Consider the following 12,880-nt stretch of genomic DNA (forward strand, 5'->3'; position numbering starts at 1 on the left):
AATAGCATATGAGTATTTTGATAAAAAGCTGCATATTGCCCTTGATACTTTACAATCAACAAACTTTGCAATAAATGTCAATACTAAAAATGTGGCAACGCCAACATAATGATGTATCAAAAAATAGCATATGAGTATTTTGATAAAAAGCTGCATATTGCCCTTGATACTTTACAATCAACAAACTTTGCAATAAATGTCAATACTAAAAATGTGGCAACGCCAACATAAGTCGTCTGAATGTTACTATTGAAAGCAGGTGACAGAATGGTATTCGCAATCAACACCGCCAAGGCTCCCAAAGCAACTTTCCAGTTTGTCTTTTTAAAATATTTCATATAAAGCATTCCAAAAAATACTTCCGGAAGTCTCACCGTCACCAGTTCTGCTTTGCTCAATCCTGTCTGATAACACACAATTGACAACAGATATACTAAAATAATTGCTGCACTAAATGTTCCCGGGTGCTTATTTGCCCCCCAACGCAGTAACGGAAATAGTATATAAACTAAAATAATACATCCTAAAAACCATTCACCAATTATGAAGAAAGTCGGCTTTACAGCAGCATAATAACTGTCAAATCCAAATATCGTATACAAAATATTTTGTTTTGGTATTCCAGAATAATCCGCATGATATACCAGCTTCTGTATTACAAACGCAATTATATAAGTAATCCAGAACATTGGATAAATTGCAACAAATCTTTTCTTGTAGAATTTTGCCAGATTGCAGCTGTTTTCATATACGTACATCAATGCGGCGCCTGATATAATAAAGAACAATGACACACCAAAATCACCGATATACAAATTGCATATTCTATATGTGATTACAACCTTATCCAGAGGCTGCGGATCCATGTAGAGAAATAATGCATTATAATGTGTAAGCAAAATAAGTATTACTGCCAACGCCCGAATAAAATCCAAATAAAATATTCTTTCTCTTTTCATCGTTTTCACTTTCCAACTTTTTTTATTTTTCTATACACTTTTTTCAGGAATTTAAACGGCTTTTTACCACCAATTTTATCATAAATTTTCTGTGCACATTGTGTAGAAACACTATTCATAAAATCACACTGTACTATTATTTTTTTAATAATCCCTGTAGTCCTTAATCTGAAATACATCTGAGGGTCCGGGGCAATAAATACCAGCTCATCATCAACCATTACCCCATTACTTACTGCATCCTTTAATGTGTACTCCTCAATGTGATTATTTTGGAATAACACTTTAATATGAATATCTCTTACTACAATTCCGCCAACTTCACCCGGATCCCAGCGTAATTCTTCAATCACACCAAGTTTGTCCAAATCTGTATACAAAAATTCATGATTATCCAGATGGCTGACTTCATCCACTGAGTTCTCTGCCAGGAATGAATTTTCTTCCGAAAATCCACTTTCATTTTTAAAATACATTCTGGCCCGCACAATATTTCCTTCCAAATAGCCTAAAGCCGAGCGGCACATTCTCCATTCCCCAAATGCACGTTTTGTTGTAATCAGAACATCCTCATAATTTCCCGCACCCGGTCCCATATGAAATACTGCATTATTTAATCCACGCACCATATAGTTTAAGTTAGTCACTTCAATCTGAGCACCTTTTTCCGAAAAAATCCATGCCGGATAGTAGCCTTCCTGCTGTACTACATAGCTATAAATCCGTTCCACAGCATGCAACAGCGTTCCATCAATTTTATTTGGTTCTGCCGGGAAATCCTTATACTCCCAATCCTGGTCAAACAATAATTTCAAGGCCTTCGGTCTGAACCAGAACATTGTTCCCAGTGGAGCAATCGGCTCTTTCTTTTTATCAATCGGAACTGTTATGCCTAATTTTTCTGCAAGTTCTACTGTAACATCATAATTCATGCCCCATTCAAGTCCCAAAGTAATATAATAATCACCATGATTTGGCGGTGGCGGTGTCAACAATCCAGCTCTTGGATTCTCTTCAAATGTCCGAATTACATTCTGAACAAATTCCTTTGTCGGCAATAAATTTTCAAAACATTTGTATGAAAAACCAGCCCCAACTGTTTGTGGCGATAATTGAGTTACCTTTTTATCATGAACAAAGCAAACATAATCATAATCCATGATAAAATCCTTTGTTCCAACTAAAAGAGCGCTAACATCTCTTCCCCGGTTTTCAATCAAAATCACTTTCACATTGTTTTCTAATACCGAGAAAGTCTCTTCAATAATTTTTTTCTTTTTTTCTGAACCAACTGTCACGTAAATATCTGCTTCTTTTGGCATTGACTGTACATAATGAAGACAGTATTCTGCCAAATCCTCAAAATAGAAATGTAGCACAAGTGCTACTCTTTTTTTCTTTAACACTTCTGATATATCTGTACCATGTTTACTGTCCAGTATGAAATTAAGCTGCATATTTTTCTTAATATCTGCCTGATTCTCCAGACGTAAAATATTATCCCAAATCAGATTCACATCATAATCTGTATGCTTATCTATGAAATCATATGCTTCGATAGCTTCCTGTCCTACTGTATCATGAATAATGTTGGAGTAGTCCTGCATAAATGATCTTCTTTTAAAAATAGGGCAGCGTTTTTCTTCCAGCATTTCTCTTGTTGCACACAAAATCGGATGATTATTATAACCATCTCCCATATCTGCATAAACATCCCATTTAAACCCCTTTTCCGAGAAGCGTTTTGTAAACATCGCCTCGTGACATCCTACTGCATCACGATAATCCTTAATTTCCTGCATATTATTCCAATAACTTTGGAATTCAATGCTTTTTAACATAGGTGTTCGTACTGCAATAAAATGAGACTGAATATGGTCTGGAATGTAGCCACATTCAATAGTTCCAAATGGATCACCCTTCTCATATTTATGATACATTGTAATTCCCCAGAAATCTAAATCTCTGGCACTCATGGATTCAAACATTTCACTCAATGGATACACCGGTCCCATTATCGTAAAATTCATCATGATAACTTCATCATATGTAACTAGTTTATCCCATCCATAATAATCGAGAACTGTTTTGTATGCCCATACATCAAGTCCTTTATTCTCTCTCACCATCACTACAGGTGTCACCTGATTTAACTTTTTCCTGCTTTCCGATGTTAATTTTCCATTTACAACAACGGCTATTTCACTGGAATGCTCTTTTAATGCACACAGCATGTAAATGATATAATCATCTACAATTCCCTGTTTATCATAAATAAAATAAGCTATTAAACGCTTTACTTTCTTTTCATCAATTATCATAATTTAACTCCTATAGTCTTGTATACATATCACACACTTCATCCACGTCACCATGTAAGAGCATATTTCCGTGATTTATAAGCACAGCTTTATCGCAGATTCGTCGTACCTGCTCTGTACTATGTGATACTAATAGCAATGTGGTTCCACTCTCTAACATAGAGCCAATTCTTTCCTCACATTTTGCCTGAAACCTAAAATCGCCTACAGACAAAATTTCGTCTACGATTAAAATATCCGGTTTATATATTGTTGCAATAGAGAAACCCAGACGTGTTACCATACCAGAGGAAAAATTCTTCACCGGAACATCTGCAAACTTTTCCAATTCCGCAAACTCTATAATTTCATGCTCCATTTCACGAAGCATCTCCTTAGGATACCCCAAAATAGCTCCGTTCAAATAAATATTTTCTCTTGCAGTCAAATCAAAATCAAAGCCTGCACCAAGTTCAATCATTGGTGCAACTGAGCCTTGTTTTCTCACCTCACCAAATGTAGGTTTTATGACTCCCGCAATTACTTTCAACATTGTACTCTTTCCAGAACCATTTTTCCCGACAAGACCTACTGCCTCACCTTTTTTTACATCAAAGCTGATATCTTTCAGTGCCCAGAAATTTTCATATTCCAATTCTCTTTTTGCTCTTTTTAGCACATACTCTTTTATACTATCAACTTTTTCTTTATATAAACGGAATTGAAGTGAAACATTTTCAACTTCAATCACATTTTCTTCGTGTTTCAAACCAATTCCTCCTATAATTTCAATATGAAGGTATCTTGCTGTTTTTTAAACATCCACAAGCCCAATATCATAGCTACAGCACAATAAATCAATGTTTTTAATACCAATACAAACGGAGCTACCTGATGGTACAATACATTATATCTTAAAATTTCAACAATTAATGTCAACGGATTATTTCTAACTATTACTGCAACTGAATCAGGTAGCATACTAATTGGGTAGAATACTGGTGTCAAGTATAGCCATGCCGTTGTAATAACACTATATAAGTGTTTCATGTCCCGAAATGTCACCACAACCACAGACAATATAAGTCCTATTCCAAGGGAAAACAATGTTGCAAAACAAATTGGAAATACTGACAAAAAAATAGTCCATGTAATTGGTGTTCTTGTAATTAATATAACAATCATTAACGCAACAAATGATGTCAACATATTTACCAAAGATGAACACACCCTTGATAATGGAAATAAATATTTTGGCACATATACTTTTTTAATCAAAGGTGCATTATCCAGCACAGAGGTCATTGCCATATTGCTCGCCTCATTAAAAAAGTTAAATGTTAATTGTCCACACATTAAATAAACCGGGAAATTTGGAATTGCCTGCTGAAACACTGTAGAAAATACAATAGTCAATACAACCATCATTCCCAATGGGTTCAGCACCGACCACATAAATCCCAATGCAGATCTTCTGTATTTAGTTTTAAGGTCTCTGCTGACCAGTTCTGTCAGCAAAGACCGATATCTCATGAATGTATCTATATACTGTCGCATATTAACCTCTATTTCTTAAATGTGCTAATACCGCCCCAAACCTTATCTTTATCCGATAAAATAAGATCTGCCTCAGTCATGCCTTCCGGCATTGGCCATTCAACTCCGATTTCCGGATCTTTCCATAATAATCCGCCCTCATCATTTGGATGATAGAAATCCGTTACTTTATAGCAGAATTCTGCATAATCACTCAAAACAATAAATCCGTGAGCAAAATTTTTCGGAATGAAGAACTGTTTCTTATTTTCTGCGGAAAGTTCTACACCAAACCATTTTCCAAATGTCTCAGAGCCTTCTCTTAAATCTACGGCCACGTCAAATACAGTACCATTTACAACTCGAACCAGCTTGTCCTGTGGATAATTTATCTGAAAATGGAGTCCTCTTAAAACACCCTTCTTAGATGCTGACTGATTATCCTGCACAAATTCACAATCAATTCCAACCTCTTTGAAATCGTTATAATTATATGTCTCCATAAAATAACCTCTGGCATCTCCATATACTGCAGGCTCAATTACTTTTAATCCTTTGATACCGTTGCAATCATCTGTTACTTTAATTTTTCCCATTTTGTTTTCCTCTTTTCTATTTATAATCCTTCTGCAATTTCCATCAAATACTTACCATAATCTGTTTTCAACAAAGGCTGCGCCAGTTTTACAAGCTGTTCCTTATCTATAAAGCCTCTCTTATAAGCAATTTCTTCAATACATGAAATATACAATCCCTGACGTTTCTGGAATGCTGATACAAAATCAGCGGCTGCCAGGAGCATATCATGATTTCCTGTATCAAGCCATGCAAAGCCTCGTCCTAAAGTCTCTACACTTAAAGTTTCCCTGTTCAAATATTCATTATTAACACTTGTAATTTCAATTTCTCCTCTGGCTGATGGTTTCACAGTTTTGGCAATTTCAACTACATTATTGTCATAGAAATACAAACCCGGAACCGCATAATTAGACTTTGGTTCTGCTGGTTTTTCTTCAATAGATAAAGCTTTTCCATTTTCATCAAATTCTACTACGCCGTATTCTCTTGGATCTCTTACATAATAACCAAAGATTGTAGCTCCGCCTTCATTTTCTGTACGCTCTGCAGCACTTCTTAATACCTTGGAAAAACTCTGTCCATAGAAGATATTATCTCCTAATACCAATGCAACAGCATCTTTACCAATAAATTTTTCTCCAATAATAAATGCATCTGCAAGTCCTCTTGGGCTTTCCTGAATTGCATATTCGATGTGCATACCCAATTGACTTCCATCCTCTAACAATTCCTCAAATACCGGAAGGTCTCTCGGAGTAGAAATAATAAGTACTTCTCGAATTCCAGCAAGCATAAGTGTTGATAACGGATAATAAATCATTGGCTTATCATATACCGGCATAATCTGTTTTGAAATAGCCTTTGTTAATGGATAAAGTCTTGTGCCGGAACCTCCAGCAAGTATAATTCCTTTCATCAAACATACCTCCAACATTTTCGTCATAATATAATCGATTTATTTTAACACTTTTGTAAAGAAAAAGCAAATTACGGGTCTTTTGTATTTCACAATATACATTCTTTGCAATGACTTGATTTTGTTGCAAAAAGGACTGTCCGATTTAAAATCGGGCAGCCCTTCCATTTCTTATTTATTTCTTATTTTTATTTATTACTATACATATCTTCGTAATATTTCTGATAATCGCCACTTGTTACATTCTTCATCCAGTCTTCATGTTCAAGATACCATGCTATTGTCTTCTTGATACCATCTTTGAACATAGTTTCCGGCTCCCAGCCAATCTCAGCTTTAATCTTATCCGGAGCAATTGCATAACGTCTGTCATGTCCCTTACGATCCTCTACATAAGTAATCAAATCTTTACTTACATTTGCTTTTCTTGGATCGTCATCCGGGAGAATCTCCTGTAAAGTCTCGATAATAATATTTATAATTTCAATATTACGTTTTTCATTATGTCCACCGATATTATATGTCTCTCCAAGACGACCAGTTTCCTGAACCATGTCAATTCCTTTTGCATGATCATCTACATACAACCAGTCACGGATGTTCATTCCATCACCGTACACCGGTAACTTCTTTCCATGTAATGCATTATTAATAATAAGAGGAATCAGTTTCTCTGGGAACTGATAAGGTCCATAATTATTAGAACAGTTTGTGATATTAGCCGGGAAATGATAAGTATCAATATAAGCTTTTACTAAAAAGTCTGAAGAAGCTTTACTTGCTGAATATGGACTATGAGGAGAATATGGTGTTGTCTCATAGAAGTAACTTGTTCCATCATCTTCCAATGATCCATATACTTCATCTGTAGATACATGTAAGAATTTCTTTCCTTCTTTAAACGTACCATCTGGCAATTCCCATGCAGCCTTTGCACAGTTCAGCATAACAGCAGTTCCAAGTACATTTGTCTTAACAAATACTTCTGGATGTTTAATACTTCTGTCAACGTGACTCTCTGCTGCGAAATGAACCACACGGTCAATATCATTCTCAGCAAAGATTTTGCTGATTGCTTCACTATCTGTAATATCAGCTTTCACAAAAGTATAGTTATCTCTATTTTCGATATCTTTCAAATTCTCCAGGTTACCTGCATATGTCAGAGCATCTACATTAATAATTCTGATTTCATTATCATATTTCCGAAACATGTAATGAATATAATTGGATCCTATGAATCCTGCTCCACCTGTTACCAAATAAGTTCTCATTTTGAGTATCCTCCTAATTTACATTGTTGTGTTATTATATCATCTATTCTTTTACTTTTCAACTTTGCTCATTATCTGCTGAATTTTCTTTGCATCTCCCCATACTCCCGGTGAATCATATGCACGATCCGGATATGCACCATATTCCAGACGGATTTTAAAATTATGTTCTTTAATAAATGATTCTACCTGTTCTGCAAGTGATACCGGTTTTCCTGTACAACAGTTAATAATACCATTCACTTCTGTCTGTAAGCTTACACATGCAATTTCCTTTGCAAGTTCTTCCAAAGAGATAAAATCATACAAATTTTTTCCTGTAGTAAATGGGAATTTTTTATTACCTGCCTGCTCAGCCTGTACAATTTTGGAGAAGATTGAATTACTCTTAATGTCATCTCCTATAATATAGTAACCTCTAGTCCACTGAAAGCAAACTTCGCTTTTCTTGGCAAGAAGCTCCACCATTTGTCTTAATGCATTTTTAGCAATTCCATAAAGCGATAATGGGTTGGTTGGAGTATTTTCGTCAATTGCCCCCTCCCAATATCCTACTTCGTGCATTGTTCCCATTACAACAACATGTTTCAATCCGCCTTCTATCATATTCTTTAAGAAAGTATAATGGTTCGGAAGATCTTCAATATGAGAATCTGCATTATGAACAAATCCGTTTCTCCATGCAAGATGAATGCATACATCCGGTTTTCCCATCTGTTCATAAATATCTTCTAAGCCGCTAAAAATCGGTGTTTCCACTCTCTGTGCTCTCTCATCAACTCCATCAAAACTGAAATCCGCTGCAAGAACATCAGCCCCCATATTAAGTAATTGTTCTACAACATGTCTGCCAATATAACCATTCGCACCTGTAACCAATACCTTTGTTTTGCTCATTTACTTTTCCTCTCTTTTCTTTATCTTATCATCAACTGTTTTATTCATTAAAGCTTCTTCCTGTGTCAGTTTTTTTACCTTCTCCGACAAATTGGAAATGGCAACTGTCTGCATGAACAATATTGCCAGTGCCAAACACACACCCAGGAAAAACAACATATTTATAGGAAGTTCAAATCCTAAAATAGTTGCAAGCTTTCCTAACAGTTGTGGAAATATATCAAACACAAGCATAATGCAGCCCACTATAATCCAGGACAATGCATATCTTAAATCTACCTTTTTTTTGCGAATCATATTTCCAAGACTTAATAATGCAATAATAATTATTACCAGTATTATTATTTGTATTTTTATATCCATTGTCCACCTCTACTTTCGTATCGCAGCAATCAAAACTGCTATGCTTACTTTTACCATATAATATATAGATTTAGACGGAGATATTGATGAAACGCCTTCTTCCCTTGCATTCATCTTTACCGGTATTTCTTCTACCTTAGCGCCTTCTTTCAAAATTGTCACAACGCTTTCCGGCTCCGGATAATCTTTTGGATATTCTTCTGAAAACTGTTTCATTATTTTCCGGTTTATCATTCTCATGCCAGAAGTAGGATCTGTAATTTTCTTTCCTGTCAACAGCTTTATCAGTCCAGTAAAATACCGGATACCAAGCCGACGCATTCCAGAGGATTGAAATCCTTCTTTTTCGATATATCTTGAACCAATTACCATATCCAATTGTTCTTTGACAAGTTTTTCTGACATTTCCGTCAGATAGCTGGCATTGTGTTGCCCATCACCGTCAAACTGCACTGCAATATCATAACCATTCCGGTACGCATACATATATCCCGTCTGGACGCCTCCCCCTATTCCCATATTAACCGGAAGATTTACCACATTAAAATTATGTTCTCTGCATATTTTCAACGTATTATCTTTAGAACAGTCATTAATTACCACATAGTCAAAGTCTTTTGCATTTTCTACTACATCTGTAACCGTCTTTACAATTCCGCCTTCCTCATTGTACGCCGGAATGATTACTAGTTTCTTCATCTGATTACTCCTACTTCGAGAATAATTTCAAGTATATTCCAATCAATACATTTCTCACTTTACGGAACCATATACTGAATTTCACATCAAATCCAGATATATGTAATTCCTTATTCAAAGCATGTTTTTCAACCAGTCGTCTATGCTCGTCCACATATACGTCGCGATTCTCTCCAATTAAATTTCCTGTGTTTGAATCATTCCGTATTCTGAAGCTGTTAAGCTGCTGGTGAATAATATATACATCTCCACTGCAGGCCAGCCGGATCCACATATCAAAATCTAATATATATGTAAAAGATTCATCAAAGTATCCTACTGTTTCCAGTGCTGATTTACGAATCATGTTATTAACCGGAGCACCAAAAAAGTTCTGTATTAATAACGATTTTTTTGCAACTTTTTTACCATCTACCAATCCCAATTTACGATATCTGTGAAATACACCAGTCTTTTTTCCATTTATATCAACCAGACGTGTATCGCTCTCTACCAGATTAGCCGTCGGATTCTGCTGCATCGCTTTTGCTTCTATCTCTATCGCATTGTTGTCTATCATATCGTCTGCGCATATAAGCTTAATATATTCACCATTTGCAAGGCTCAGGCACTTATTCCAGTTTCCCACCATGCCCAGGTTTTCTTCATTGTGATAGACTTTTATCCGCGGATCCTTAATGCTTTGTATAACTTTTAAGGTTTCATCTTTCGAATTGTCATCTACAATCACAAGTTCAATATTCTGATAGGTCTGATTTAAAATCGAATCGATTGTCTCTTTGATATACCCGGCATTATTATAAGCCGGAATACATACACTTACTAATGGTTCCATCTTTCCACCTATTATCCCAGCAGTTCTTTCATATATACAGTCAATGCATCCTGCCAGTCTGCCATTCTGTAATCGCTGGTCAGCTTTATCATATAATTTTCCAGAATCGAATATGCAGGTCTGTTTGCAGATGCCGGATTCATCTCTTTATACTGTTTGCTGGTCACATGATTTATTCTGGTCTTCTTTCCTGCCTGTTTCATAATCTCATCTGCAAATTCTGCCCAGTTTGTGTCACCTTCGCAGGTAGCATGAAAAATGCCATAATTATCTGTTCCTTCCAGGAAATGAATCATCTTTGCAAGTTCTACTGCACTTGTCGGTGATCCAAGCTGGTCGCAGACAACATTTAACTCATCATGCTTTTCTGACAAAGAAAGCATCGTCTTCACAAAATTTCTGCCATCACCATAAAGCCATGCTGTCCGAAGCATAAAGAAACGACTAGCAAACTGTTTTACAAAATTTTCGCCTTCTAATTTTGTTCTTCCATATGCGCTGATCGGATTTGGCTTGTCAAATTCTATATACGGTCTCGTTCCATTTCCTTCAAAGACATAATCAGTTGATATATGGATCATTTTTGCATCCACTTCTGTTGCTGCAATGCTTAAGTTTCTCGGTCCGATCGCATTAATTTTATATGCCAGGTCTTCCTGCTCTTCACATTTATCTACATTTGTATGTGCAGCACAGTTAATAATTACATCCGGTTTTGCATCTTTCACCATGTTCATTACAACATCAATATTGGTGATATCCAGTGATACAATTCCATCGCCTGCAACAACATCTGTATTTATGAATTCAATATTCTGTTCTGCATATTCCTTACGAATAGCTCTTCCTAACTGTCCATTGCATCCAGTTACCAATATCTTCTTCATCTTTTATTCTCCTAATCCACTTTCTACGGCTTCTACCATTGCCTTTAATGCTTCGTCCTCATCATCACCTTCGCAGACGAATTCGATTTCATCTCCAAATTTGATGCACGCACCCAGTACGCTTAAAACACTTTTGGCATTAGCAGTATTTCCGCGATAATGAAATGTTACTAACGATTTATACTGCATTGCTTCCTTGCAGAGTATTCCTGCCGGACGCAAATGTAATCCTGTTGGATTCTTTATTTTAACTTTCTGACTTACCATTTCTATTCCCCTCCTGATTACAGCATTGTGTTGGTAATTAATTCAGCCAGCTTCTGTGCTTCTTCTTCAATCTCGCTCTGGTTCTTTCCCTCAATCATAACTCTTACCAGCGGCTCGGTTCCGGATGGACGAATCAGTACCCTTCCTTCCCCATTGAATTTCTCTTCCAATGCCTTGATTGCCTCTGCAATCTCAGTATATTCCATGAATTTTTCTTTCTTGTGATTCGGCACTTTGGCATTCACAAGTGCCTGCGGCAATACTTCCATCACCTCTGCCAGCTCAGATAATTTCCTGCCGGTTTCCTTCATTACCTGTAATAAATGAAGTCCGGAAAGAAGTCCGTCACCGGTTGTATTATCATCTAAAAATATAATATGTCCGGACTGCTCACCCCCGATATTATAGCCATTCTCCAGCATATTTTCAAGGACATATCTGTCTCCGACCTTGGTTTTCTCTACATGGATGCCTTCCCGCTCTCCCATCAGACTGAAGCCAAGATTGGTCATAACGGTTACTACAATGGTATTTTTCTTCAAAGTTCCTTTCTTCTTCATATGGCATCCACAGATTGCCATAAGCTGGTCGCCATCCACCAGGTTACCTTTTTCATCTACCGCAAGCATACGGTCAGCATCGCCATCAAATGCAAGACCAACGTCTGCTTTTTCATAAACAACCCTTGCCTGAAGTTCTTCCATATGGGTGGAACCGCAGTTGGCATTGATATTGGTTCCATCCGGCTTCGTATGGATAGCAACCAAATCTGCACCCAGGTCTTTTAATGTCTTAACCGATGTATAGTAGGATGCACCCTCTGCACAGTCTATCACAATCTTCATACCGGTCAAATCAACCGGCACACATTTCTTCATAAATTTCACATATTCATCACGCAAATCAAAACGATAGTCAATTCTTCCCACACCGGATCCAATCGGCAGTACAACATCTTTCATATTATTGCGGATCAGCTCTTCGATTTCATCCTCCAACGCATCAGACAGCTTATATCCGTCTCCATTAAAGAATTTGATTCCGTTAAATTCCATCGGATTATGGGATGCGGAAATCACAACGCCTGCATCTACTTTATGTTTTCTGGTCAGATAGGCAATCGCCGGTGTCGGCATTACCCCTACATAGATTGCATTGGCTCCTACAGAACAGATTCCTGCCATCAGTGCATTGGCAAGCATTCCACCTGAAATTCTTGTATCACATCCTACAATTAATGTCGGCTGATGTTCCTGCTCTTTCGTCAGCACATAGGCACCTGCCTGCCCAAGCTTTGTTGCCAGTTCAATGGTCAGCTCCGCTCCTGCAACACCTCTTACACCATCTGTTCCAAACATTCTGCTCATT

The 12,880-nt window shown here is 36.8% G+C and carries 14 protein-coding genes; all 14 read right to left on the reverse strand.

Features of this window, described 5'->3' with window-relative positions; all coding sequences use genetic code 11:
* Positions 1–116 precede the first annotated feature (116 nt).
* Complete coding sequence (locus tag DW059_RS08080) at positions 117–959, reverse strand: acyltransferase family protein (protein ID WP_117698423.1); 843 nt, start codon at positions 957–959, stop codon at positions 117–119.
* Between the two features lie 5 nt (positions 960–964).
* Positions 965–3,280 (reverse strand): rhamnan synthesis F family protein, encoded by a 2,316-nt coding sequence (locus DW059_RS08085; protein WP_117698424.1) that lies wholly within the window; start codon positions 3,278–3,280, stop codon positions 965–967.
* A gap of 10 nt (positions 3,281–3,290) precedes the next feature.
* Positions 3,291–4,028, reverse strand: a complete 738-nt coding sequence (locus DW059_RS08090; protein ID WP_117698425.1) for an ABC transporter ATP-binding protein — start codon at positions 4,026–4,028, stop codon at positions 3,291–3,293.
* Between the two features lie 11 nt (positions 4,029–4,039).
* Positions 4,040–4,777: an ABC transporter permease gene (locus tag DW059_RS08095; protein WP_330408336.1), complete on the reverse strand. Its 738-nt coding sequence runs from the start codon at positions 4,775–4,777 to the stop codon at positions 4,040–4,042.
* Between the two features lie 47 nt (positions 4,778–4,824).
* Positions 4,825–5,391 carry a dTDP-4-dehydrorhamnose 3,5-epimerase gene (gene rfbC, locus DW059_RS08100; protein ID WP_117698427.1) on the reverse strand — a complete coding sequence of 189 codons (567 nt, stop codon included), beginning with the start codon at positions 5,389–5,391 and terminating at the stop codon, positions 4,825–4,827.
* Between the two features lie 20 nt (positions 5,392–5,411).
* On the reverse strand, positions 5,412–6,290 hold the full coding sequence (gene rfbA, locus DW059_RS08105; RefSeq protein WP_117698428.1) for a glucose-1-phosphate thymidylyltransferase RfbA: 879 nt from the start codon (positions 6,288–6,290) through the stop codon (positions 5,412–5,414).
* 188 nt (positions 6,291–6,478) lie between these two features.
* A complete protein-coding gene (gene rfbB / locus DW059_RS08110) occupies positions 6,479–7,564 on the reverse strand; it encodes a dTDP-glucose 4,6-dehydratase (protein ID WP_117698429.1) in 1,086 nt (361 codons plus the stop codon).
* Between the two features lie 51 nt (positions 7,565–7,615).
* Entirely contained in the window at positions 7,616–8,461 is an 846-nt protein-coding gene (locus DW059_RS08115; protein WP_117698430.1) for an NAD-dependent epimerase/dehydratase family protein, read from the reverse strand.
* Complete coding sequence (locus DW059_RS08120) at positions 8,462–8,824, reverse strand: DUF2304 domain-containing protein (protein ID WP_117698431.1); 363 nt, start codon at positions 8,822–8,824, stop codon at positions 8,462–8,464. It lies immediately after the preceding gene.
* A gap of 9 nt (positions 8,825–8,833) precedes the next feature.
* Positions 8,834–9,523 (reverse strand): glycosyltransferase family 2 protein, encoded by a 690-nt coding sequence (locus tag DW059_RS08125; RefSeq protein WP_117698432.1) that lies wholly within the window; start codon positions 9,521–9,523, stop codon positions 8,834–8,836.
* Positions 9,524–9,533: 10 nt separating this feature from the next.
* Positions 9,534–10,358 (reverse strand): glycosyltransferase family 2 protein, encoded by an 825-nt coding sequence (locus DW059_RS08130; protein WP_117698433.1) that lies wholly within the window; start codon positions 10,356–10,358, stop codon positions 9,534–9,536.
* A gap of 11 nt (positions 10,359–10,369) precedes the next feature.
* A complete protein-coding gene (gene rfbD / locus DW059_RS08135; protein WP_117698434.1) occupies positions 10,370–11,245 on the reverse strand; it encodes a dTDP-4-dehydrorhamnose reductase in 876 nt (291 codons plus the stop codon).
* Between the two features lie 3 nt (positions 11,246–11,248).
* On the reverse strand, positions 11,249–11,512 hold the full coding sequence (locus tag DW059_RS08140) for an HPr family phosphocarrier protein (protein ID WP_022244507.1): 264 nt from the start codon (positions 11,510–11,512) through the stop codon (positions 11,249–11,251).
* Between the two features lie 17 nt (positions 11,513–11,529).
* Entirely contained in the window at positions 11,530–12,879 is a 1,350-nt protein-coding gene (gene glmM, locus DW059_RS08145) for a phosphoglucosamine mutase (protein ID WP_022244508.1), read from the reverse strand.
* Position 12,880: the final 1 nt, after the last annotated feature.

The sequence above is a fragment of the Roseburia sp. AF42-8 genome (genome assembly GCF_003435965.1).
Lineage (GTDB): Bacteria > Bacillota > Clostridia > Lachnospirales > Lachnospiraceae > Roseburia_C > Roseburia_C amylophila.

Excerpts from the sequence above, each read along its gene's own strand:
- DW059_RS08080 (WP_117698423.1), bottom strand. The coding sequence starts at position 959 with ATGAAAAGAGAAAGAATATTTTATTTGGATTTTATTCGGGCGTTGGCA.
- DW059_RS08085 (WP_117698424.1), bottom strand. The coding sequence starts at position 3,280 with ATGATAATTGATGAAAAGAAAGTAAAGCGTTTAATAGCTTATTTTATT.
- rfbC (WP_117698427.1), bottom strand. The coding sequence starts at position 5,391 with ATGGGAAAAATTAAAGTAACAGATGATTGCAACGGTATCAAAGGATTA.
- rfbA (WP_117698428.1), bottom strand. The coding sequence starts at position 6,290 with ATGAAAGGAATTATACTTGCTGGAGGTTCCGGCACAAGACTTTATCCA.
- rfbB (WP_117698429.1), bottom strand. The coding sequence starts at position 7,564 with ATGAGAACTTATTTGGTAACAGGTGGAGCAGGATTCATAGGATCCAAT.
- DW059_RS08115 (WP_117698430.1), bottom strand. The coding sequence starts at position 8,461 with ATGAGCAAAACAAAGGTATTGGTTACAGGTGCGAATGGTTATATTGGC.
- DW059_RS08120 (WP_117698431.1), bottom strand. The coding sequence starts at position 8,824 with ATGGATATAAAAATACAAATAATAATACTGGTAATAATTATTATTGCA.
- DW059_RS08125 (WP_117698432.1), bottom strand. The coding sequence starts at position 9,523 with ATGAAGAAACTAGTAATCATTCCGGCGTACAATGAGGAAGGCGGAATT.
- DW059_RS08130 (WP_117698433.1), bottom strand. The coding sequence starts at position 10,358 with ATGGAACCATTAGTAAGTGTATGTATTCCGGCTTATAATAATGCCGGG.
- rfbD (WP_117698434.1), bottom strand. The coding sequence starts at position 11,245 with ATGAAGAAGATATTGGTAACTGGATGCAATGGACAGTTAGGAAGAGCT.
- DW059_RS08140 (WP_022244507.1), bottom strand. The coding sequence starts at position 11,512 with ATGGTAAGTCAGAAAGTTAAAATAAAGAATCCAACAGGATTACATTTG.
- glmM (WP_022244508.1), bottom strand. The coding sequence starts at position 12,879 with ATGAGCAGAATGTTTGGAACAGATGGTGTAAGAGGTGTTGCAGGAGCG.